The 21,826-nt window shown below is 65.6% G+C and carries 18 protein-coding genes; 8 read left to right on the top strand and 10 right to left on the bottom strand.

From position 1 onward, the window contains the following. Positions 1–15: 15 nt before the first annotated feature. The 5 genes from QMZ05_RS21690 to QMZ05_RS21670 all read right to left on the bottom strand — a co-directional run bounded on the left by QMZ05_RS21690 (position 16) and on the right by QMZ05_RS21670 (position 3,489). Positions 16–405, bottom strand: coding sequence for a RidA family protein (locus tag QMZ05_RS21690; protein WP_353702582.1), 390 nt, complete (start codon positions 403–405; stop codon positions 16–18). Between the two features lie 105 nt (positions 406–510). Beyond that, entirely contained in the window at positions 511–678 is a 168-nt protein-coding gene (locus QMZ05_RS21685; RefSeq protein WP_167351880.1) for a hypothetical protein, read from the bottom strand. 11 nt (positions 679–689) lie between these two features. Continuing rightward, the gene (locus QMZ05_RS21680; protein ID WP_353702581.1) at positions 690–1,298 is read right to left on the bottom strand and encodes an N-acetyltransferase; all 609 of its coding nucleotides are present in this window, start codon (positions 1,296–1,298) and stop codon (positions 690–692) included. A gap of 130 nt (positions 1,299–1,428) precedes the next feature. Further along, a complete protein-coding gene (locus tag QMZ05_RS21675; RefSeq protein WP_353702580.1) occupies positions 1,429–2,571 on the bottom strand; it encodes a type III PLP-dependent enzyme in 1,143 nt (380 codons plus the stop codon). A 663-nt stretch (positions 2,572–3,234) separates the two neighbouring features. Then, positions 3,235–3,489 carry a hypothetical protein gene (locus tag QMZ05_RS21670; RefSeq protein ID WP_193399689.1) on the bottom strand — a complete coding sequence of 85 codons (255 nt, stop codon included), beginning with the start codon at positions 3,487–3,489 and terminating at the stop codon, positions 3,235–3,237. 136 nt (positions 3,490–3,625) lie between these two features. Here QMZ05_RS21670 and QMZ05_RS21665 point away from each other — a divergent pair, with 136 nt between their 5' ends. From QMZ05_RS21665 to QMZ05_RS21655, 3 genes are read left to right on the top strand one after another with little or no spacing between them, the layout of a single operon-like run. Beyond that, positions 3,626–5,701 (top strand): M3 family metallopeptidase, encoded by a 2,076-nt coding sequence (locus QMZ05_RS21665; RefSeq protein ID WP_353702579.1) that lies wholly within the window; start codon positions 3,626–3,628, stop codon positions 5,699–5,701. Between the two features lie 23 nt (positions 5,702–5,724). After that, on the top strand, positions 5,725–6,354 hold the full coding sequence (locus QMZ05_RS21660; RefSeq protein WP_353702603.1) for a DUF1007 family protein: 630 nt from the start codon (positions 5,725–5,727) through the stop codon (positions 6,352–6,354). After that, the gene (locus QMZ05_RS21655; protein WP_353702578.1) at positions 6,345–7,472 is read left to right on the top strand and encodes a nickel/cobalt transporter; all 1,128 of its coding nucleotides are present in this window, start codon (positions 6,345–6,347) and stop codon (positions 7,470–7,472) included. The genes QMZ05_RS21660 and QMZ05_RS21655 overlap by 10 nt, the downstream gene beginning before the upstream one ends. 284 nt (positions 7,473–7,756) lie before the next feature. Here QMZ05_RS21655 and QMZ05_RS21650 read toward each other — a convergent pair whose 3' ends face one another. Next, positions 7,757–8,155 carry an MAPEG family protein gene (locus QMZ05_RS21650; RefSeq protein ID WP_353702577.1) on the bottom strand — a complete coding sequence of 133 codons (399 nt, stop codon included), beginning with the start codon at positions 8,153–8,155 and terminating at the stop codon, positions 7,757–7,759. Between the two features lie 113 nt (positions 8,156–8,268). Here QMZ05_RS21650 and hemH point away from each other — a divergent pair, with 113 nt between their 5' ends. The 3 genes from hemH to QMZ05_RS21635 all read left to right on the top strand — a co-directional run bounded on the left by hemH (position 8,269) and on the right by QMZ05_RS21635 (position 11,160). Next, complete coding sequence (gene hemH / locus QMZ05_RS21645) at positions 8,269–9,306, top strand: ferrochelatase (RefSeq protein WP_353702576.1); 1,038 nt, start codon at positions 8,269–8,271, stop codon at positions 9,304–9,306. A gap of 162 nt (positions 9,307–9,468) precedes the next feature. Beyond that, positions 9,469–10,473 (top strand): SPFH domain-containing protein, encoded by a 1,005-nt coding sequence (locus QMZ05_RS21640; RefSeq protein WP_353702575.1) that lies wholly within the window; start codon positions 9,469–9,471, stop codon positions 10,471–10,473. A gap of 240 nt (positions 10,474–10,713) precedes the next feature. Next, positions 10,714–11,160, top strand: a complete 447-nt coding sequence (locus QMZ05_RS21635; RefSeq protein WP_353702574.1) for an NfeD family protein — start codon at positions 10,714–10,716, stop codon at positions 11,158–11,160. Here the strand turns inward: QMZ05_RS21635 and QMZ05_RS21630 are convergent. After that, positions 11,157–11,492: a helix-turn-helix domain-containing protein gene (locus QMZ05_RS21630; RefSeq protein WP_353702573.1), complete on the bottom strand. Its 336-nt coding sequence runs from the start codon at positions 11,490–11,492 to the stop codon at positions 11,157–11,159. The two genes, QMZ05_RS21635 and QMZ05_RS21630, sit on opposite strands and share 4 nt — an antisense overlap. 89 nt (positions 11,493–11,581) lie before the next feature. Between QMZ05_RS21630 and QMZ05_RS21625 the strand changes: the two genes are divergently transcribed. Beyond that, entirely contained in the window at positions 11,582–12,148 is a 567-nt protein-coding gene (locus QMZ05_RS21625) for a carboxymuconolactone decarboxylase family protein (protein WP_353702572.1), read from the top strand. Positions 12,149–12,213: 65 nt separating this feature from the next. Here the strand turns inward: QMZ05_RS21625 and QMZ05_RS21620 are convergent, their stop codons facing one another. After that, positions 12,214–13,221 (bottom strand): KpsF/GutQ family sugar-phosphate isomerase, encoded by a 1,008-nt coding sequence (locus QMZ05_RS21620; RefSeq protein ID WP_353702571.1) that lies wholly within the window; start codon positions 13,219–13,221, stop codon positions 12,214–12,216. A 240-nt stretch (positions 13,222–13,461) separates the two neighbouring features. Here QMZ05_RS21620 and QMZ05_RS21615 point away from each other — a divergent pair, with 240 nt between their 5' ends. Continuing rightward, positions 13,462–15,144 carry an outer membrane beta-barrel protein gene (locus QMZ05_RS21615; RefSeq protein ID WP_353702570.1) on the top strand — a complete coding sequence of 561 codons (1,683 nt, stop codon included), beginning with the start codon at positions 13,462–13,464 and terminating at the stop codon, positions 15,142–15,144. A 182-nt stretch (positions 15,145–15,326) separates the two neighbouring features. Here QMZ05_RS21615 and QMZ05_RS21610 read toward each other — a convergent pair whose 3' ends face one another. Together QMZ05_RS21610 and gltB are read right to left on the bottom strand one after the other, a co-directional pair. Further along, positions 15,327–16,784: a glutamate synthase subunit beta gene (locus tag QMZ05_RS21610; RefSeq protein ID WP_353702569.1), complete on the bottom strand. Its 1,458-nt coding sequence runs from the start codon at positions 16,782–16,784 to the stop codon at positions 15,327–15,329. Positions 16,785–16,923: 139 nt separating this feature from the next. Further along, entirely contained in the window at positions 16,924–21,660 is a 4,737-nt protein-coding gene (gltB, locus tag QMZ05_RS21605; RefSeq protein ID WP_353702568.1) for a glutamate synthase large subunit, read from the bottom strand. Positions 21,661–21,826: the final 166 nt, after the last annotated feature.

Raw genomic sequence — 21,826 nt, 5'->3', positions numbered from 1 at the left:
GGCGGGTAGAGTGGATCAGGGGTTGCGACGCTTTGCGGTGACTTCGATTTCGACCTTCATCTCGGGCTTGTAGAGCCCCGCGACGATCAGCAGCGTCGCGGCCGGGCGGATGTCGCCGAGGACCTCGCCGCAGACCGCGAAATGCGCGTCCGCGTCGTTGACGTCGGTGAGGTAGTAGGTCGCTCGGACGATGTCGGCCATCGTGAAGCCTCCCTCGCTAAGGGCGGCCTCGATGGTCTTGAAGCAGTTCCGTGACTGGCTCGTGACATCTGATGGCATCGTCATCGTGGTGTAGTCGTAGCCGGTGGTTCCCGCGACGAAGGCGAAATCGCCGTCGATCACGGCACGGCTATAGCCGGCGGTCTTCTCGAACGGCGAGCCGGTGGAAATCAGGCGGCGGGACATGCTGGACCTCGACTGAAAAGGGCTTTGCGCGGGGTTTACGGACATTTTTGGCGCCCGCGCAACCCCTTGGAGTCTGACCTGGGATTCTGGCCTTGCGGCCGGTGGTTAGCGGGACTGCTGCGTGGTGTCCGGCGGCGACGGCGGCGAGCCGGCCCAGCGGCGGATCAGGATGTCCCTGACGATCATGACCGAGATCAGGACCAGCATCACCGTGGTGACGAGGCCGCGCCAACGCGGGCGCGCGCCATCGATTGCGGGAAGGTTCTCCGACATGGCGCCCGCCCTTAGGCCGCGTGCGGCACGGCGAACGGTGCCTTCCGGGTACGGGCGGTCCTGCTCTTGCTGGGCAGCAATGCTCCGGTCGGCACGATCATGCCCCAGGCGCCGTCGAGCGCGCCCTCGACCAGTTCGAGGCCGAGCAGCCGCTCGCGCGCGAAGGCGCCCGGCAGCGACAGCTCACCGGTCTTGGCGGCCGTAAAGCCGAAACGGGCGTAGTAGGGCGCATCGCCAAGCAGGATCACCGCGCCATGGCCGCGGGTCTTGGCGACAGCCAGCGCGCGCCGCATCAGCGCGGCGCCGACGCTGAGGCCGCGGCAGCCGTCATCGACTGCCAGCGGCCCCAGCATCAGCGCGCTGCGGCCCCCCGCGCTGACGTGCCACAGCCGCACGGTTCCAACCAACCGGCCGTCCTGGCGCACGGCCGCAAGGCTCAGGCCTTGGGCCGGCGCGCGTCCGCCACGCAGGCGCTGGCAGGTGCGCGTATGGCGATCCTCGCCAAAGCAGGCATCCAGCAGCGCTTCGCGCGCGACGACGTCCGAGACACGCTCCGCACGGATCGCGAACGGTGCGGCTTCTCGGATGAGGGCAACGGGGGTGTTCCGTTTTGCAGTCATGGCACGTCAGTCCCCGCTTGCAACGACATGTCGTACGCCGCGGCAAGCGTCGTTCAGAAAAATCAAAAATGATCGGGAAGGAGCCGGCGGGGCCGGCTCCCGGTTTATCAGGCCTCGATCGGGAGGCGGCTTAGATGTGGTAGGTCTTCAGCGGCGGAATGCCGTTGAACGCCACCGACGAGTAGGTCGACGTATAGGCGCCGGTGCCTTCGATCAGCAGCTTGTCGCCGATCTCGAGCGTCACCGGAAGCGGATACGGCAGCTTCTCGTACAGCACGTCGGCGCTATCGCAGGTCGGGCCCGCGAGCACGCACGGTGTCATGTCCGCCCCGTCATGCGGGGTGCGGATGGCGTAGCGGATCGACTCGTCCATCGTCTCGGCGAGACCGCCGAACTTGCCGATGTCGAGATAGACCCAGCGCACCTCGTCCTCGTCGCTCTTCTTCGAGATCAGAACGACTTCGGTCTCGATGATCCCGGCATTGCCGACCATGCCGCGGCCCGGCTCGATGATCGTCTCCGGGATCTGGTTGCCGAAATGCTTGCGCAGCGCGCGGAAGATCGACCGGCCATATTGCAGCACCGGCGGAACGTCCTTGAGATACTTGGTCGGGAAGCCGCCGCCCATGTTGACCATGGTGAGGTTGATCCCGCGCTCGGCGCAGTCACGGAACACGGTCGACGCCATCGCCAGCGCGCGGTCCCACGCCTTCACCTTGCGCTGCTGCGAGCCGACATGGAACGAGATGCCGCACGGCTCGAGCCCGAGGCGCTTGGCGAGGTCGAGCACGTCGACCGCCATCTCCGGATCGCAGCCGAACTTGCGCGACAGCGGCCACTCGGCGCCGGCGCAATCATAGAGGATGCGGCAGAACACCTTAGCGCCGGGAGCAGCGCGCGCGACCTTCTCGACTTCGGCGGCGCAGTCGACAGCGAACAGGCGAATGCCGAGCGCGAAGGCGCGCGCAATGTCGCGCTCCTTCTTGATCGTGTTGCCATAGGAGATGCGGTCCGGGGTCGCACCAGCGGCCAGCGCCATCTCAATCTCCGCAACGGTTGCGGTGTCGAAGCAGGAGCCGAGCGAGGCCAGCAGCGACAGCACTTCGGGCGCCGGGTTGGCCTTCACCGCGTAGAACACGCGGCTGTCCGGCAGCACCTTCGCGAAGGTCTGGTAGTTGTCGCGCACGACTTCGAGGTCGACGACGAGGCACGGCTCGGTGTCGAGTCCATCCTGACGGCGGTTGCGCAGGAATTCCTGGATACGTTCGGTCATGGCACTCTCCAACGGCCCTAGCGACGGGATCCGCATCAACGTGACGTCGGATAAGAGCGCTTCGGCCACATCGCGCGATGGAGGCGCGCTGAGGCCAAGAGACTCAAACCAGACTGTGCTGCCGTGGATTGGTTGGGAGAGTTTCCCGCCCGCTCACCTGGCAATGAAGGACAAGCCTTTTCAGTAGCCCGCGCCGGCGTTGGACCGCCGGTAGAGACCAAAAAAGCCCGATCCGTCGTTGCTTTAAGTCGCGTCCCCCGTTGAGAGCGGGGTGCGCCGGTTCGCCTCCGGCTGCCAGTCACGGTTGCAAAGAGTGGTGAGACCTTCAACAAGGCATCCCTGGAGAGAGATGCTGGCCGCCTCGTGTCCTCTCGGACGTAAGCGACCCTCGGTTCTTCCACCCCTTGGCGGCTGTCCGGCCTCTTGTCCGGATACCTACCGACTGACACACGACCACAGGCACGTGCGAAATTGGGCAAGGCAGGAAATAAATCTTTTGACTTCGCGGCGCAAGAATTTTTTTGCGATAGCGGCAAATTTCCCTAAGGCGTGCTTGCGATCTCGCGCACAGCACGTGTTGGAGATGAACAGCTGTTAAGAATGACTAACGAAGCGTGTGCGTTTTAGCCCTGTGCCGCAGCGCTTTCTTGAATCGCGTAAAGCTCACGCGCGACGCGTGAACGGCTCGACGCGTTGCGCAGCGCGGATGAAGGCGATCATGATCAGGACGCCGAGGCCGAACAGCACGGCCTGCAGGATGTGCGCAGCGGTGTCGTTGAGCCCGAGCAGGATCGCGAGCGCCCAGCCGCCGGCGAACGCCGCGCCGAACACTTCGGCGCCGATCAGGATCGCCGCCGAGATCACGGTGATGACGCTCGGCCAGTAGATCCGGCTGTTGCCTGAGGCGGTGGGCTGCATGCTCATGAAATAGGTCCTGTTCAGGGGGCGCAATCTCTCCGAAAAGTGCCCATCTATCAAGCGCAAAAGGCCCAAAAATGCCGTATCGCGTGATATAGATTGGGCCGCATTTTCAAGGCGAAAAACGGGATATTCGATGTCAGAAACCAGCGCAGAGGCCATTGCCAACCCCCTCCTGAAGGCGTGGCAGACGCCGCTCGAGACGCCGCCCTTCGCCGAGATCAAGCCGGAGCATTTCCTCCCCGCCTTCGAGCAGGCCTTCGCCGATCATTCGGCGGAAGTGGCTGCGATCACCCACGATCCGGCGCTGCCCGACTTCGACAACACCATCACGGCGCTGGAGCGCTCCGGCAAGCTGCTGTCGAAGGTTTCGGCCGTGTTCTACGACCTGGTCTCGGCCCACTCCAACCCGGCGATCCTGGAGATCGACAAGGAGGTGTCGCCGAGGATGGCGCGACACTGGAATCCGATCATGATGAACGCTGTGCTGTTTGGCCGCATCGCCATGCTGCACGAGAAGCGCGCCTCGCTCGGTCTGACCGGCGAGCAGATGCGGCTCTTGGAGCGCACCTATACCCGCTTCCATCGCTCCGGCGCCGGGCTCGACGACGCCGCCAAGGCCCGCATGGCCGAGATCAACGAGCGGCTCGCCCATCTCGGCACCTCGTTCAGCCACCATCTGCTCGGCGACGAGCAGGAGTGGTCGATGGAGCTCGGCGAGGGCGACCGCGCCGGCCTGTCCGACACATTTGTGGCGGCCGCCAAGGCTGCGGCGGAAGAGCGCGGCATGGCCGGCAAGGCGATCGTAACGCTGTCGCGCTCCTCGGTCGAGCCGTTCCTGCAGAGCTCGCAGCGGCGCGACCTGCGCGAGAAGGTCTACAAGGCCTTCACCGCCCGCGGCGACAATGGCAACGCCAACGACAACAACGCGACCATCGTGGAGATCCTCAGGCTCCGCGAGGAGACCGCGAAGATCCTGGGCTTCCCGACCTACGCCGCCTATCGCCTGGAGGATTCCATGGCCAAGACGCCGGAGGCGGTGCGCGGCCTGCTGGAGCGGGTCTGGAAGCCAGCGCGGGCGCGGGCGCTTGCCGACCGTGACGCACTGCAGGAGCTGATCACGGAGGAGGGCGGCAATTTCACCTTGGCGTCCTGGGATTGGCGCTACTACGCCGAGAAGCTGCGCCAGGCCAAAGCCAATTTCGACGATTCCGCGATCAAGCCCTATCTGGTGCTCGACCACATGATTGAGGCCGCCTTCGACTGCGCCACCCGCCTGTTCGGCGTCACCTTCGAGGAGCGCAAGGACATCCCGGTCTGGCACCCGGACGTCCGGGTCTGGGAGGTCAAGGGTCGCGACGGCCAGCACAAGGCGCTGTTCTACGGCGACTACTTCGCGCGGCCCTCGAAGCGCTCCGGCGCCTGGATGACCTCGCTGCGCGACCAGCAGAAGCTCGACGGCGAAGTCGCGCCGCTGGTCATCAATGTCTGCAACTTCGCCAAGGGCGCCGACGGCGCGCCGTCGCTGTTGTCGCCCGACGACGCGCGGACCCTGTTCCACGAATTCGGCCACGGCCTGCACGGCATGCTCTCGAACGTGACCTACCCGTCACTGTCGGGAACCTCCGTGTTCACCGACTTCGTCGAGCTGCCCTCGCAGCTCTACGAGCACTGGCAGGAGCGGCCCGAGGTGCTGCAGCGCTTCGCCCGCCACTACCAGACCGGGGAGGCGCTGCCTGACGATTTGCTCAAGCGCTTCCTCGCCGCGCGCAAGTTCAACCAGGGCTTTGCCACCGTGGAGTTCGTCTCCTCGGCGCTGGTCGACCTCGAATTCCACACCCAGCCGGCGGCCGCGAGCTGGGACGTCCGCGCCTTCGAACAGAAGGAGCTGGAGAAGATCGGCATGCCGGCCGAAATCTCGCTGCGGCACCGGCCGACCCAGTTCGGCCACATCTTCTCCGGCGACCACTATGCGTCGGGCTACTACAGCTACATGTGGTCGGAGGTGATGGACGCCGACGCCTTCGGCGCGTTCGAGGAGGCCGGCGATATCTTCGATCCCGCGACCGCCAAGCGGCTGCATGACGACATCTATTCGTCGGGCGGCTCGCGCGATCCGGAGGAGGCCTATGTCGCCTTCCGCGGCCGCGAACCCGAGCCGGATGCGCTGCTGCGCCGCCGCGGCCTGCTCGAGACATCAGAGGCGGCCTGAAGGTGAGGCCGTCACTGAACCGGCTGATCACCGGGTTCGTGCTCGCGGTGTCCGTCGTGCTCGGCACGGCGGAGGCCTGGGCCCATCCGCATGTCTGGATCGTCGCCAAAAGCGAGTTGATCTACGCGCCTGACGGCACCATTACCGGGGTCCGCCACGCCTGGACCTTCGACGACATGTTCTCGACCTACGCATTGCAGGGCATCGAGACCAAGGTGAAGGGCGCCTACAGCCGCGAGGAGCTGGCGCCGCTGGCGCAGACCAATGTCGAGTCGCTGAAGGAATACGCCTTCTTCACCTTCGCCAAGGGCGACGGCAAGAAGCAGAAGTTCACCGAGCCGGTCGACTACTTCCTCGAATACAAGGACTCGTCCCTGACACTGCACTTCACCCTGCCGGTGAAGACGCCGTTCAAGGCCCGGCAGCTCTCGCTCGAAGTGTTCGACCCGACCTATTTCATCGACTTCCAGTTCGCCGAGAAGGAGCCGGTCAAGCTGGTCGGCGCTGCGGCCGACTGCAAGATGCAGTTCGAGCGGCCGAGCAGTGACGGCACCGCTGCCGCGCAGAAGCTCGGCGAGCAGAACTTCCTCGATGGCGGCAACGGCAATTTCGGCATGATGTTTGCCAATAAGATCACGGTGGATTGCCCATGACGCCGATCGCCTCCCGCCTGATGCGTGGCTTCGCCGTCAGCGCTGCGGTGCTCGCGGCATTCGCGCTGCTCGATGGCGCGGTTCATGCGCTGCTCGCGCAAAACCCGTTCGGCGCGCCGCGCGCAGCGGAGCCGCAGGGCGGGCTGGTCGGTTGGCTGTTGGCAAAACAGTCGGAGTTCTATCGCGAGATGTCGCAGACCATCCGCGCCGCGAAATCCGACGGATCGGCGGTCTGGACGCTGCTTGCGATCTCGTTTGCCTACGGGATTTTTCATGCCGCAGGGCCCGGCCACGGCAAGGCGGTGATCTCGTCCTACATGGTTGCCAACCGCGAGACCGCGCGGCGCGGCATCGTGCTGTCGTTCGCCTCGGCGCTGATGCAGTCGCTGGTCGCCGTTGCCATCGTCGGGATCTGCGCCTGGCTGCTCAATGCGACGGCGAAGACGATGTGCGGGGCGGAGAAGGCGATCGAGATCGCCAGCTACGCGCTGATCGCAGCCTTCGGCGCCCGGCTGGTCTGGGTCAAGGGCGGTGGCTTCCTCCGCGCGCTGCAGGTGCCGCGTCCGGCGCTGGCGATGGCCGGTGCGCAGCAGCACGGTCACGATCACCATGATCACGCCCATCACGATCACGCCCATCACGACCATGGCCACCACCGCCATGCGCATGACGATCACGACCATCATCACGATCATGGCCACGGCCATGACGCGGGCCACGTCCATGACGAGCATTGCGGCCATTCGCATGGACCGACGCCGGCCGAACTTGCCGGTCCCGGCGGCTGGCGGCGCGGCCTCAGTGCGATCCTCACGGTCGGGATCCGGCCTTGCTCGGGCGCGATCCTGGTGCTGGTGTTCGCGCTGGCGCAGGGCCTGTTCTGGGCCGGCGTTGCCGCGACCTTCGTGATGGGGCTCGGTACCGCCATTACGGTGGCGGCGATCGCGCTGGTTGCGGTGTCGGCGCGCGGCGTGGCCGAGCGGCTCAGCGGCGCGCGCGACGGCGGGGGCATGGTGATCATGCGCGGCCTGGAATTCGTAGCCGCCGCGCTTGTGCTGCTGTTCGGCCTCGGCCTGCTGTTCGGTTATGTCGCGGCCGAACGGGCGACGTGTCTTTGAGGTCACCTCGCCCCGCTTGCAGTCTCCTGAGTGAGGGACGCATCCCTGCGAGGGTTCCCTCTCCCCTTGCGGGAGAGGGTAGGGAGAGGGGTGCCGCTTGCTCCGGCGCTTGTTAAGTGCGAGCGCTTGCCAAGTGGTGAGCGAGATGTTGGCTGATGGAGCTTTGCTCGCCCTCGTACATCTCGCCCGGCGCCACCCCTCTCCCCACCCTCTCCCGCAAGGGGAGAGGGAGCCTGACCGGCGTACTCACCTCACGTAAGAACGGAGGCGGGGAGAGAGGCAACTCAGCTCGTCAGATAGCCCCGGATCGCCGGCAGCAGGAAGATCGCGATGTTGATCGCAAAGCCGATGCTCCAGAGGATCGAGCGCAGCGTCGGGCGGTTGCCGATATAGGTGAAGACGTAGGCGATCCGCACGATCAGGAACAGCACCGCGAGCTCGTCGATCAGCCGTAGCGGGCCGACGCGGAATTCGGCGAGCAGCACGGCGAAGGCGAAGAACGGAAAGGCCTCGAGGCCGTTCTGGTGGGCGCCGAGCGCGCGCGAGCGGATCGGGTCGTCGTAGAAATCGGGATCGCGCGGCCTGGAATTATCGAAACCGCGGATGCCGGCCCATTTCACCGACACGATCGTCAGCAGTGAGAGCAGCAGCGTCCCGAAGACGCACCATTCGGCGATCGTCATGGTTCCTCCCCATTCACGGAGCGGAACGTAGCCAACCGGCGCTTGGCTTGACAAGGTTGGAGCAACGCGCGAAGCCCAAAGCCCCCAAGCGAAGGACCAGGCGCAAGGCCATCATGAGCACGGTGATCCCCTTCGAGAGCGCGAAGCCGGCTGCGGCGCCGAAGCCGGAGCGCGTCGGCGTGCTGCTGGTCAATCTCGGCACGCCGGATACGGCTGATGCCGCGGGCGTGCGGGTTTATCTCAAAGAATTCCTGTCCGATCCGCGGGTGATCGAGGATCAGGGCCTCGTCTGGAAGCTGATCCTCAACGGCATCATCCTGCGCGTCCGCCCGGCCCGCAAGGCACGCGACTATCTGAAGATCTGGAACACCGAGAAGAACGAGTCGCCGCTGAAGACCATCACGCGCTCGCAGGCCGACAAGCTGGCGGAGGCGATTGCCGATCACGACCATGTCGTGGTCGATTGGGCGATGCGCTACGGCAATCCGTCGATCAAGGAGCGCATCGAAGCGCTGGCGGCGCAGGGCTGCGGCCGGCTGCTGCTGGTGTCGCTCTATCCGCAATATTCCGCGGCCACGTCGGCGACCGTTTGCGACGAAGCGTTTCGCGTGCTGGCCGGCATGCGCGCGCAGCCGATCCTGCGGGTGACGCCGCCGTATTACGACGATCCCGATTACATCGAGGCGCTCGCGGTCTCGATCAATGCGCATCTTGCGACGCTGCCGTTCCAGCCCGAGGTCATCCTCGCCTCGTTCCACGGCATGCCGAAGGAGTACGTCGACAAGGGCGATCCCTATCAGTTGCAGTGCATTGCCACGACCAACGCACTGCGCAAGCGGCTCGGGCTCGATGCCTCGCGGTTGCTTCTCACCTTTCAGTCGCGTTTCGGCAATGCCGAGTGGCTACAGCCCTATACTGACAAGACCGTCGAGAAGCTGGCCAAGGGCGGCGTGCGGCGAATGGCCGTGGTCACGCCCGGCTTCTCCGCCGATTGCCTGGAGACGCTGGAGGAGATCGCGCAGGAGAATGCCGAAATCTTCCGGCATAATGGCGGCGAGCAGTTCGCGGCGATCCCCTGCCTCAACGACAGCGACGGCGGCATGGACGTGATCCGCCAGCTCGTGCTGCGCGAGCTTCAGGGCTGGATCTAATAAGGCTGGAGCTGATTGTTAACGATCGGTGACACCGGACGCAGCCATTCATTTGCATCTGGTAGTCTCGCAGCAGCTTCCTATGTGCTAGGGAAAACAACAGCCGGCTGAACCGGCGAAGCGGTCCTGCCGACCAATGCACGACCGTGCCTGGAGGACTTTATGACTGGCTTCGACATTTTCGCGATTGCGTTTGTTCTTCTCGTCATCGTTACGCTGTTCGCCGGGATCAAGACCGTTCCGCAGGGCTTTGACTGGACCATCGAGCGGTTCGGCAAATACACCCGCACGCTGTCGCCCGGCCTCAATCTGATCGTGCCGTATTTCGATCGCATCGGGCGCAAGATCAACATGATGGAGCAGGTGATCAACATCCCCGAGCAGGAGGTGATCACCAAGGACAACGCCACCGTGACGGTGGACGGCGTCGCGTTCTACCAGGTGTTCGATGCGGCGAAGGCGAGCTACGAGGTCGCCAACCTCAACCAGGCGATCACGGTCCTGACCATGACCAACATCCGCTCGGTGATGGGCTCGATGGATCTCGACCAGGTGCTGTCGCATCGCGACGAGATCAACGAGCGGCTGCTGCGCGTGGTCGATGCCGCGGTGTCGCCGTGGGGCGTCAAGGTCAACCGCATCGAGATCAAGGACATCGTGCCGCCGGCCGACCTCGTCGAGGCGATGGGCCGGCAGATGAAGGCCGAGCGCGTCAAGCGCGCCGACATTTTGCAGGCGGAGGGCCAGCGGCAGTCCGAGATCCTGCGTGCCGAGGGCGCCAAGCAGGGCCAGATACTGCAAGCGGAGGGCCGCCGCGAGGCCGCCTTCCGCGACGCCGAGGCGCGCGAGCGGCTTGCGGAAGCCGAAGCCAAGGCGACCCAGATGGTGTCGGAATCGATTGCCAAGGGCGACGTCGCGGCGCTGAACTATTTCATCGCCGACAAATACATCAAGGCGTTCGGCCAGCTCGCTGAGTCGCCGAACCAGAAGGTGCTGATGCTGCCGATCGAAACCTCGAGCGTGCTGGGCTCGCTGGCCGGCATCGGCGAGATCGCCCGCGCCACCTTCGGCGAGAGCGCGGCGTCGGCCAGCGCAGCGGCGCGGCGCGGCGGCTCGGTGCCGCCGGCTGGTCCGACGCCGCCACCGCCGGTGCCGCCGCAGCGGTAAGGGCGTGACAAAGAATCTTGCGGCAGACTCACTTCACCTCTCCCCTTGTGGGAGAGGTCGGATCGCATCGAAGATGCGATCCGGGTGAGGGGTCTCTCTCCGCAGAGGGACTGCTACCCCTCACCCCAACCCCTCTCCCAGTCGAAGTCGGATATATCCGACTTCGACAATTGCAGGAGGGCCAACTCGGGTAAACCCGAGTAGGCTGGGAGAGGCGCTTTTGACTGTTGAGAGGTCGTCATGGCCGAGATGTTTTCGACGTTGGGTACCTGGAACTGGCTGATCTTCGGCTTCATCCTGATGGCGCTGGAGCTCGCAGCGCCCGGGGTGTTCCTGTTCTGGCTCGGGCTCGCGGCGCTCGTGGTCGGCCTGCTGTCGTTCGTGTTCACGCCGTCCTGGCAGATGCAGCTGTTGATGTTCGCGGTGTTCGCCGCGCTGGCGGTGCCGGCCTGGCGGCATTTTGCCAAGGGCGCGACCGCGGCGAGCAAGACCAATCCGTTCCTCAACCGCCGCAACGAAGCCCTGGTCGGCCGCGAGTTCACGCTGGAGAAACCGATCATCGACGGCTCCGGCACGGTGCGGATCGACGACACAGTCTGGCGCGTCGCCGGCCCCGATGCGCCGGCTGGCAGCCGGGTCAAGGTCATCCGCGCCGACGGCGCCAGCCTGACGGTGGCCGCGGTCTAGCTGCCAGCGTGCTTGCTCCAGCGCTCAGCGAAGCGATTGAGCGGCGTGAAGGTCTGGAATAGCTCGCGGCCGAGCGCGGTGAGGCTGTAACCATCATCCGTCAGCTCGACGAACCTGGCCTCGCGCAATTCGGTCAATCGCGTCTGCAGGATCGTCGGTGACGCCTCGTCGCAGGCGGTGCGCAGCGCGCGCGAGGTCAGTGCGCCTTCGCGCAGCTCCCAGACGATGCGCAAGGTCCAGCGCCGGCCCAGCAGATCCAGCAGCGCCATGATCGGGCGGCCGCTCCGCGAGCCGCGGACGCCGGGTCTTGTCGCTGGAACCTGCTTCGGCATGTCGCCCATCCCCTTCGAATCTCTCTTGCGTCGCTCGCTACAGATATTGTAGCGTTGCGCTACATTAAATGTAGCAATGGGATCAGCCCATGTCACGCATCGCGCCGCTCGATCCGCCCTATGCGGCGGACGTTCAACAGCATTTCGACCGCATCATGCGCGGCAAGCCGCCGCTGCTGCTGTTCCGCATGATGGCCGGTCATCCACGCGCCTGGGAGAAGTTTCGCGGCGGCGGCCTGCTCGACCGCGGGCCGCTGCCGTTGCGGGAACGGGAGATCGTGATCGACCGCACCTGCGCGCTCAATGAATGCGAATATGAATGGGGCGTGCACGTCACCGCGTTCGGCGCCGCGGCCGGATTGTCGGAGCAGCAGGTCCACGCCACCGTGCATGGTGCGGCCGATGCCGGCTGCTGGTCGCCGGCCGAGCAGGCGTTGATCGCGGCGGTCGACGCGCTGCATGCGCGCGCGACGTTGAGCGAGCAGGAATATGCCGCGCTGTCGGCGCACTACGACGACGATCAGGTGCTGGAGATCATCCTGTTGTGCGGCTTCTACCGCACCGTCTCCTACCTCGCCAACGCGCTGGCCCTGCCGCTGGAGGCGACCGCGGCGCGGTTTCCGGCGCAGCCACAGTCATTCCGGGGCGATGCATAGCATCGAACCCGGAATCTCGAGATTCCGGGTTCACGCTTCGCGTGCCCCGGAATGACGGAGCGAAATTACGCCACGCCAGCGCGCAGCAGATCGTGCAGATGGATGATGCCGACCGGTTTCTTCGCATCGGTCACGATCAGCGTCGTGATCTTCGAGGCGTTGAGCAATTCCAGCGCTTCGCCGGCGAGCGTGTCGCGGCTGATCGTCTTCGGCGTTCTGGTCATGACCTCGTCGACCGACAGCGTCAGCAGGTCCGGGCGCATCTGCCGGCGCAAATCGCCGTCGGTGACGATGCCGGCGAGATGGCCGTGGCTGTCGACGATGCCGACGCAGCCGAAGCCCTTGGACGTCATCTCGACCAGCGCATCCGACATCTTGGTGCCGAGCGGCTTCAACGGCAGCGCCTCGCCGCTGTGCATCAGGTCGCGGGCATATTTCAGCAGCGCGCCGAGCTTGCCGCCCGGATGCAGCACACTGAAATCAGTCGAAGTGAACCCGCGGCCCTCGAGCAGCGCGATCGCCAAGGCATCGCCGAGCGCCAGCATCATCAGCGAGGAGGTGGTCGGCGCCAGATTGTGCGGGCAGGCCTCGCGGGCCTTCGGCAGCGTCAGCTGCACGTCGGCGGCCTTGCTCAGCGTCGAGTCCTTGTCGGCGGTCATCGCGATCAGCGGAATGCCGAAGCGCGCCGCATAGGCGATCAGATTGCGCATCTCCGGCTGCTCGCCGGACCATGACAGCGCGAGGATCACGTCCTCGGCGGTGATCATGCCGAGGTCACCGTGGCTCGCTTCGGCCGCGTGCACGAAGAACGCCGGCGTGCCGGTCGAGGCGAAGGTCGCGGCGATCTTGCGGCCGATATGGCCCGACTTGCCGAGCCCGGTCACGATCAGCCGTCCCTTGGCCTTGCAGATCAGCTCGGCCGCCGCGGTGAACGGCGCGCCGAGGTCGGACTTGAGTGCCGCGGAGATTGCCGCGACGCCGCTCGCCTCGGCATCGAGGGTGCGGAGCGCCGACTGAACGGCGCCATCATCAGGGCCGGATGATTTGGTCATCAGCGGTTTCGGTTTGGCCATTTCGGATTCCAGGGGAGGGGTTTTGCACCCGGGCGTCTCCCTTAGCACGTTCGATTCCGCGATGCGACGCGCGGCGGCGGATCCTCAACGGCTCATTAACCATAATTGTTTTAACTCCATTAACGACGTTTTTCGCCGCCCGGCGGGATGCGTACGTCAAGTGCATGAATTCGTTGGGGTATTTCCATCGTGTGGCGGCGGCCAGCAAGCGGCCCAAATCGGCGCGGACGCCTCGTTCGCGTGGTTTTGCCATGCGTTGGGCTGACTGCGGCGACCGGGCTCGCCAACGCCCAGACCGTGACGCCGGATCTGTTCAGCCCGAACCGGCAGAGCCAGGTGATCACGCAGGATTCGCCGCTGCGCCGGACCACGGCCGACGCGATGGATCCGCTCAACGGCCTGAAGCTGCCGGACGCCGATCCCAGCCGGCGTGCCTCGTCGTCCGCAACACCATCGGAGCGCGTCGGACAGATCCCGACCTACGGTCTTCCGGCCGCCAACGGCGCTTCGACATCAGGCTATGACTCGCTCAACCGGAAGCGCCTGAAGCCGAAATATTATCCGGGCCAGGCCAAGCCGAAGCCGCCGCCGGGACCCGGCTCGCCGGTGCCCACAGCGCCGCCGTTGACTGCGGCCGGGCAGTTGCGGCTGTCGATCCCGCCGTCGGAGACCGCCAGCAAGCCGCCGGTGCCGCCGGCGATGGCCGGCACCATCGTCGGCCAGCCGCCGCGCAGGCGGCTCAAGATCGACGACGATCCGTTCGGCGCGGTCGGCGACTACGCCGGCTCGTTCATGGTCAAGACTGCGGTCGAGGTGATGGCCGGCTACGACACCAATCCGGGCCGCCTGTATCAGCCGCAGGGCAAGGCGTTCTACATGGTCGCGCCGGAATTCGTCGCGATGTCGGACTGGGAGCGCCACGCCGTCGTCGCCGATCTGCGCGGCTCCTTTACCGGCTACGGCTCCCAGCTGACGCCGATTGACGGCACGCCGCTGTCGGCGCCGCTCGACGTCGATCGTCCGAGCTTCACCGGCCATATCGACGGCCGTCTCGATGTCTCGAGGGACACGCATCTCACGGCGCAGGCCCGCCTGCTGGTCTCGACCGACAATCCCGGCAGCCCGAACGTGCAGGCCGGCCTCGCCAAATATCCGCTCTACTCTACGGTCGGCGGCACCTTCGGCATCGACCAGCATTTCAACCGCATGCAGGTCTCGCTCGGCGCCACCGTCGACCGCACCGATTATCAATGGTCGAAGCTCACTGACGGCACCTCGTCGTCGAACGACGACCGCAACTTCATCCAATATGGCGGCATCGGCCGCGTCAGCTATGAGCTCAATCCGGCCGTGAAGCCGTTCGTCGAGGTGCAGGGCGACAGCCGCGTCCACGATCTCTATCTCGACCGCGCCGGCTACGCGCGCGATTCATCGGGCGGTTATGTCAAGGCCGGTACCTCGTTCGAGTTCACGCGGCTGCTGTTCGGCGAGGTCTCGATCGGCTACGCGATGCGCGACTACGCCGACACAAGGCTCAACCGGCTCGAGGGCTTGCTCACCACGGCCTCGCTGACCTGGACCGCGACGCCGCTGACCACGGCCAAATTCTATTCCGACACCCAGCTCGGCGAGACCACGCTGCCCGGCACCTCCGGCGTGCTGTCGCGCACCTACACCATCGAGGTCGACCACGACTTCCGCCGCTGGCTGACCGGCATCGGCAAGTTCACCTACGGCACGCTCGAGTACCAGGGCGACAACCGCAACGACACGATCTACTCGGTGTCGGCCGACCTGATCTACAAGATGACCCGCAGCCTCTGGATCAAAGGCACCGTGCGCCGCGACTGGCTGGATTCGAATTTGGCCGGACAGAGCTCGGCATCGACGGTGGTGATGCTCGGCGTGCGCGTGCAGAACTAGGCTAGCGGTGAGGATGCTTCGGTCGCACCACGAGTGAAGTGTCATGCCCCGCGCAGGCGGGGCATCCAGTACGCCGAGGCCTATCGGCTCAATCTCTGATGTCTCTGGAATACTGGATCGCCCGCTTTCGCGGGCGATGACAGTCAGTGTGTGGATGTGGCTTGCCGCAGCGGCCGGGGCACTTACCCCGGCAGGTCGGTCTTCCCCATCAGGAAGCTGTCGATCGAGCGCGCGCACTGGCGGCCTTCGCGGATCGCCCAGACCACGAGCGACTGGCCGCGGCGCATGTCGCCGGCCGAGAAGATCTTGGCGCGCGAGGTCTGGTAGTCGTGCAGAGACGCACGGACGTTGCCGCGCTGGTCGAGCTCGACGCCCAGCGTCTTCAGCAGGCCCTCGTGCACCGGATGCACGAAGCCCATAGCCAGCAGCACCAGCTCGGCGTCGAGCGTGAACTCGGTGCCGGGCAGCGGCTTGAACTTGTCGTCGACCTTGACGCAATGCAGTTTTGTCACTTTGCCGTCGACGCCTTCGAACCTCTGCGTCAGCACGGCGTATTCGCGCACGGCGCCCTCGGCCTGGCTCGACGAGGTCCGCATCTTCAGCGGCCAGTTCGGCCAGGTCACGCCCTTGTTCTCGTGCTCGGGCGGCGCCGGCATAATCTCGAGCTGGGTCACCGACTTGGCGCCCTGACGGAACGAGGTGCCGATGCAGTCCGAACCGGTGTCGCCGCCGCCGATCACGACGACATGCTTGCCGCCGGCGAGGATGTCGGCGGTGCCGTTCAGCGGCTCGCCGGAGACGCGGCGGTTCTGCTGCGGCAGGAAGTCCATCGCGAAGTGGATGCCGGTGAGATCGCGGCCCGGGATCGGCAGGTCGCGCGGGGCTTCCGCGCCGCCGGTCAGCGCCACCGCGTCATATTGCTTGGCGAGCTCCTGCGGATCGATCGCGCCCGGGGTGCTTCCACCAACGGCCTTGCCGTAGTGGAAGGTGACGCCCTCGGCTTCCATCTGCTGAACGCGGCGGTTGATGATGCCCTTCTCCATCTTGAAGTCGGGAATGCCGTAGCGCAGCAGGCCGCCGGCCTTGGCGAACTTCTCGTAGACATGCACTTCGTGGCCGGCGCGCGCGAGCTGCTGCGCGGCAGCGAGGCCCGCGGGGCCCGAGCCGATCACGGCGACCTTCTTGCCGGTCTTCTCGGCGGCGATCTCCGGCTTCAGCCAGCCATTGTCCCAGGCGCGGTCGACGATCGCGCATTCGATGGTCTTGATGGTGACCGGGTTGTCGTCGATGTTCAGCGTGCAGGACGCCTCGCACGGCGCCGGACAGATCCGGCCGGTGAATTCGGGGAAATTGTTGGTCGAGTGCAGGTTGCGCGAGGCCTCTTCCCAGTTGCCCTGATAGACGAGGTCGTTGAAATCGGGGATCTGGTTGTTGACCGGGCAGCCCGGCGTGCCCGGCTGGACCGAGCCGGTGCCGTGGCAATAAGGGATGCCGCAATTCATGCAGCGCGCGGCCTGGTCGCGCGTGTCCTTCTCGCTCAGGGGAATGACGAACTCGTTGAAGTTCTTGAGCCGATCGGCGACCGGCTCGTACTTGCGGTCATGCCGCTCGATCTCGAGAAAACCTGTGATCTTACCCATTGAAACCCGATGCCCCTGCATCTCAGTTGTTCCGTCATTCCGGGTTGCGCCGCATGGCGCAGACCCGAAGTCTCGAAGTGGCTTTTGCGCAATTCCGGGTTCGCGCCTGGCGCGCCCCGGAATCACGCGTGGTCGTGACTTACGCGCCGATCGCGATTTTCGGCTCGGCGTCGGCGTTGGCCTTCATTTCCTTCAGCGCGCGGCGGTACTCCACCGGCATCACCTTGCGGAATTTCGGCAGCCAGGCCTTCCAGTTGGCGAGGATCTCCGCCGCCTTCTTCGAGCCGGTCAGCTTGGCGTGACGCGTGATCAGGACATGCAGCCGCTCCACGTCGGAGTCGAGCAGGTTCTGGAACACGTCGACCCGGCCATGCGCCTCGAGATCGCCGGAGTGATGGTAGGTGTCGGCGTTGATCATCTCCTCCGACAGCACCGGCTCGAGCTCGACCATCGAGAGGTTGCAGAGCTTGTCGAAGTCACCGGTCTCGTCCAGCACATAGGCGATGCCGCCGGACATGCCGGCCGCGAAGTTGCGCCCGGTCTTGCCGAGCACCACCACGATGCCGCCGGTCATGTATTCGCAGCAATGGTCGCCGGCGCCTTCGACGACCGCGACCGCGCCGGAGTTGCGCACCGCGAAGCGCTCGCCGGCGATGCCGCGGAAGTAGCACTCGCCCGCGATCGCGCCGTACATCACGGTGTTACCGACGATGATCGACTCTTCCGGCACGATGCCGGAGATCTTCGGCGGCTTGACGATGATGCAGCCGCCCGAGAGGCCCTTGCCGACATAGTCGTTGCCTTCACCCTCGAGCTCGAAGGTGACACCCTTGGCGAGCCAGGCACCGAACGCCTGTCCCGCCGTGCCCTTCAGGCCGACATGAATGGTGTCGAGCGGCAGGCCGGCATGGCCGTAGATCTTGGCCACCGCGCCCGACAGCATCGCGCCGGCGGAACGGTCGGTGTTGTTGATCTCTTCCTCGATCTTGACCGGCGCGCCGCGGTCGAGCGCGGCCTGCGCCTGCTCGATCAGCCGGCGGTCGAGCACGGCTTCCAGATGGTGGTTCTGGCTCTCCGAGTGATAGATGGTCTGGCCCTTCTCCTCCTTCTGCCGCACGAACAGCTTGGAGAAATCGAGGCCCTTGGCCTTCCAGTGCGAGACCAGCGCGGTCTGGTCCAGCATCTGGACCTGGCCGACCATGTCGTCGAACTTCTTGTAGCCGAGCTGCGCCATGATCTCGCGGACTTCCTCGGCGACGAAGAAGAAGTAGTTGATGACGTGCTCGGGCTGGCCGGTGAAGCGCTTGCGCAGGATCGGATCCTGGGTCGCGACGCCGACCGGGCAGGTGTTGAGGTGGCACTTGCGCATCATGATGCAGCCCGCCGCGATCAAGGGCGCGGTGGCGAAGCCGAACTCGTCGGCGCCGAGCAGCGCGCCGATCACGACGTCACGGCCGGTGCGGAAGCCGCCGTCGACCTGCACGGCGATGCGGCTGCGCAGCCGCTGACGCACCAGCGTCTGATGGGTTTCGGCAAGACCGATCTCCCACGGCGAGCCGGCATGCTTGATCGAGGTCAGCGGCGAGGCACCGGTGCCGCCCTCGAAGCCCGCGATGGTGACATGGTCGGCGCGCGCCTTGGCGACGCCGGCGGCAACCGTGCCGACGCCGACCTCGGACACCAGCTTGACCGAGACCTGGCCGTCGGGATTGACGTTCTTGAGGTCGTAGATCAGCTGGGCGAGGTCTTCGATCGAGTAGATGTCGTGATGCGGCGGCGGCGAGATCAGGCCGACGCCCGGCGTCGAGTGCCGCACGCGGGCGATGGTCGCGTCGACCTTGTGGCCGGGCAACTGGCCGCCTTCGCCGGGCTTGGCACCCTGCGCCATCTTGATCTGCATCATGTCGGAGTTGACGAGGTATTCCGTCGTCACGCCGAATCGGCCCGAGGCGACCTGCTTGATCGCCGAGCGCATGCTGTCGCCGTTCGGCATCGGCTTGAAGCGGTCGGACTCCTCGCCGCCTTCGCCGGTGTTCGACTTGCCGCCGATCCGGTTCATCGCGATCGCGAGCGTGGTGTGCGCCTCGCGCGAGATCGAGCCGAACGACATCGCGCCGGTCGAGAACCGCTTGACGATGTCCTTGGCCGGCTCGACGTCCTCGAGCTTGACCGGCTTGCGCTTGTCGTCCTCGGCGCCCTTGATCCGGAACAGGCCGCGCAGCGTCAACAGACGCTCGGACTGCTCGTTGAGGATCTTGGCGAATGCCCGGTAGCGCTCCTGCGAGTTGCCGCGCACGGCATGCTGCAGGGTCGAGACCGATTCCGCGGTCCAGGCATGGTCCTCGCCGCGGGTGCGGTAGGCATATTCGCCGCCGACATCGAGCGCGCTCTTGTAGATCTGGCCGTCGCCGAACGCGTCGGTGTGGCGCCGTACGGTCTCCTCGGCGATCTCGCCGAGGCCTACGCCCTCGATGCGGGTGTGCGTGCCGGCGAAATACTTGGCGACGAAGTCCGCCTTGAGGCCGACCGCGTCGAAGATCTGCGCGCCGCAATAGGACTGGTAGGTCGAGATGCCCATCTTGGACATCACCTTGAGCAGGCCCTTGCCGATCGACTTGATGTAGCGCTTGACGATCTCGTAGTCGTCGAGCGCGCCGGGCAGCCGGTCCTTCATCGCGAGGATGGTTTCGAACGCAAGATAGGGGTTGATCGCTTCGGCGCCGTAGCCGGCGAGGCAGGCGAAGTGATGCACTTCGCGCGGCTCACCGGATTCGACCACGAGGCCGACCGAGGTGCGCAGGCCGGTGCGGATCAGGTGATGATGCACGGCGGCGCAGGCGAGCAGCGACGGGATCGGGATCCGGTCAGTGCCGGTCATGCGGTCCGACAGGATGATGATGTTGATGCCCTCGCGCACCGCGCCTTCGGCGCGCGCGCAGAGCTCGTCGAGCACCTGCTCCATGCCCGCCGCGCCGAAGCCGGCGTGGAAGGTGGTGTCGAGCGTGCGCGACTTGAAGTGGGTCTCGGCGACGTCGGAGATCGAGCGGATCTTTTCGAGGTCGGTATCGGTCAGGATCGGCTGCCGCACTTCGAGGCGCTGGGTCGAGGCGACGCCCTGCAGGTCGAACAGGTTCGGCCGCGGCCCGATGATCGAGACGAGGCTCATGACGATTTCCTCGCGGATCGGATCGATCGGCGGGTTGGTCACCTGCGCGAAGTTCTGCTTGAAGTAGGTGAACAGCTGCTTCGGCTTGTCCGACAGCGCCGAGATCGGCGTGTCGTTGCCCATCGAGCCGGCGGCTTCCTCGCCGATGGCCGCCATCGGCGTCATCAGGATGTTGATGTCTTCCTGGCTGTAGCCGAACGCCTGCTGGCGATCGAGCAGCGGCAGGTTGGAGCGCACGCCCTTGGCCGGCGCGTCCGGCAGCTCCTCGAGCTGGATCTGGGTGCGATGCAGCCAGTCGGCGTAGGGATGGCTCTTGGCGAGGTCGGCCTTGATTTCATCGTCGGGAATCAGGCGGCCCTGCTCGAGGTCGACGAGCAGCATCTTGCCGGGCTGCAGCCGCCACTTGGTGACGATCTGGTCCTCCGGAATCTTCAAGACGCCCATTTCGGACGCCATCACGATGCGGTCGTCCTTGGTGACGAGATAGCGTGCCGGGCGCAGGCCGTTGCGATCGAGCGTCGCGCCGATCTTGCGGCCGTCGGTGAAGGCGATCGCGGCCGGGCCGTCCCACGGCTCCATCAGCGCGGCGTGATATTCGTAGAAGGCGCGGCGCTGTTCATCCATCAGCGGATTGCCGGCCCACGCTTCCGGAATCATCATCATCACGGCGTGCGGCAGCGAGTAACCGCCCTGCACCAGGAATTCGAGCGCGTTGTCGAAGCAGGCGGTGTCGCTCTGGCCTTCATAGGAGATCGGCCACAGCCGGCTGATGTCCTTGCCGTAGAGCTCGGAATGCACGGAGGCCTGCCGCGCCGCCATCCAGTTGACGTTGCCGCGCAGCGTGTTGATTTCGCCGTTATGGGCGATCATCCGGTAGGGATGCGCCAGCGACCAGGTCGGGAAGGTGTTGGTCGAGAAGCGCTGATGCACCAGCGCCAGCGCGCTATCGAAATCGGCTTCGTGCAGATCGGGATAGTACTTGCCGAGCTGGTCGGCGAGGAACATGCCCTTGTAGATCACGGTGCGGCACGAGAACGAGCACGGATAGTAGCCCGCCATGCCGCGGTCGCGGCGCTGATAGATCGCCTGCGAGATCGACTTGCGCAGGATGTAGAGCCGGCGCTCGAAATCGTCCTCGTTCTTGGCCGCACCATTGCGGCCGATGAAGACCTGCATGTGGTAGGGCTCGGTCGGCTTCACGGTGACGCCAAGCGAGGAATTGTCACTGGGCACGTCGCGCCAGCCGAGCAGCTTGAAGCCCTCGTTCTTGATCTCGTCGGCGATGATGCTCTTGATCACGTTCCGCCACGCGGCATCGCGCGGCATGAACAGCGCGCCGATGGCGTATTCGCCGGGCTGCGGCAGCTTGAAGCCGAGCTCGGAGGTCTTGCGCGCGAAGAAGGTGTGCGGGATCTGCACCAGGATGCCGGCGCCGTCACCTGCGCGCGGATCGGCGCCGACGGCGCCGCGATGCTCGAGGTTGCACAGGATGCTCAGCGCGTCGGAGACGATCTGATGCGACTTCTGGCCCTTGATGTTGGCGATGAAGCCGACGCCGCAGGAGTCCTTCTCCAGGCTCGGATCAAACAGGCCTTCGGCTTCAGGACGCCATGTATGCAGCTCACGCGCGGGTTCGGCGGCTTTCGAGTCCGCGGTCGCCGACAGCGCACCTGCCACGATGATTTCGCGCTCGAATTCCGACCCGCTCATGTGTCCTCTCCCTTTCGTAAGGGGCCTCACCGTATTTGGCGCACCTTGGACGTTGCGGCACCCACCGGGCCACCGCTCGTCCGCCGCGAGCCGCATTTTCCTAGATTCAGGCGACGGGCGTTTCAACGTCCCCTAGGGGACGGCCCTGCCTGCAGCATTCTCGGAG

The sequence above is a fragment of the Bradyrhizobium sp. INPA03-11B genome, assembly GCF_040446015.1.
Taxonomy (GTDB): Bacteria; Pseudomonadota; Alphaproteobacteria; order Rhizobiales; family Xanthobacteraceae; genus Bradyrhizobium; species Bradyrhizobium macuxiense_A.
This window is presented reverse-complemented; position numbering and strand designations above follow the sequence as displayed.

Bases quoted from the DNA above. Each gene is read 5' to 3' on its own strand.
- QMZ05_RS21690 (WP_353702582.1), bottom strand. From the start codon at position 405: ATGTCCCGCCGCCTGATTTCCACCGGCTCGCCGTTCGAGAAGACCGCC.
- QMZ05_RS21685 (WP_167351880.1), bottom strand. From the start codon at position 678: ATGTCGGAGAACCTTCCCGCAATCGATGGCGCGCGCCCGCGTTGGCGC.
- QMZ05_RS21680 (WP_353702581.1), bottom strand. From the start codon at position 1,298: ATGACTGCAAAACGGAACACCCCCGTTGCCCTCATCCGAGAAGCCGCA.
- QMZ05_RS21675 (WP_353702580.1), bottom strand. From the start codon at position 2,571: ATGACCGAACGTATCCAGGAATTCCTGCGCAACCGCCGTCAGGATGGA.
- QMZ05_RS21670 (WP_193399689.1), bottom strand. From the start codon at position 3,489: ATGCAGCCCACCGCCTCAGGCAACAGCCGGATCTACTGGCCGAGCGTC.
- QMZ05_RS21665 (WP_353702579.1), top strand. From the start codon at position 3,626: ATGTCAGAAACCAGCGCAGAGGCCATTGCCAACCCCCTCCTGAAGGCG.
- QMZ05_RS21650 (WP_353702577.1), bottom strand. From the start codon at position 8,155: ATGACGATCGCCGAATGGTGCGTCTTCGGGACGCTGCTGCTCTCACTG.
- hemH (WP_353702576.1), top strand. From the start codon at position 8,269: ATGAGCACGGTGATCCCCTTCGAGAGCGCGAAGCCGGCTGCGGCGCCG.
- QMZ05_RS21640 (WP_353702575.1), top strand. From the start codon at position 9,469: ATGACTGGCTTCGACATTTTCGCGATTGCGTTTGTTCTTCTCGTCATC.
- QMZ05_RS21635 (WP_353702574.1), top strand. From the start codon at position 10,714: ATGGCCGAGATGTTTTCGACGTTGGGTACCTGGAACTGGCTGATCTTC.
- QMZ05_RS21630 (WP_353702573.1), bottom strand. From the start codon at position 11,492: ATGCCGAAGCAGGTTCCAGCGACAAGACCCGGCGTCCGCGGCTCGCGG.
- QMZ05_RS21625 (WP_353702572.1), top strand. From the start codon at position 11,582: ATGTCACGCATCGCGCCGCTCGATCCGCCCTATGCGGCGGACGTTCAA.
- QMZ05_RS21620 (WP_353702571.1), bottom strand. From the start codon at position 13,221: ATGGCCAAACCGAAACCGCTGATGACCAAATCATCCGGCCCTGATGAT.
- QMZ05_RS21610 (WP_353702569.1), bottom strand. From the start codon at position 16,784: ATGGGTAAGATCACAGGTTTTCTCGAGATCGAGCGGCATGACCGCAAG.
- gltB (WP_353702568.1), bottom strand. From the start codon at position 21,660: ATGAGCGGGTCGGAATTCGAGCGCGAAATCATCGTGGCAGGTGCGCTG.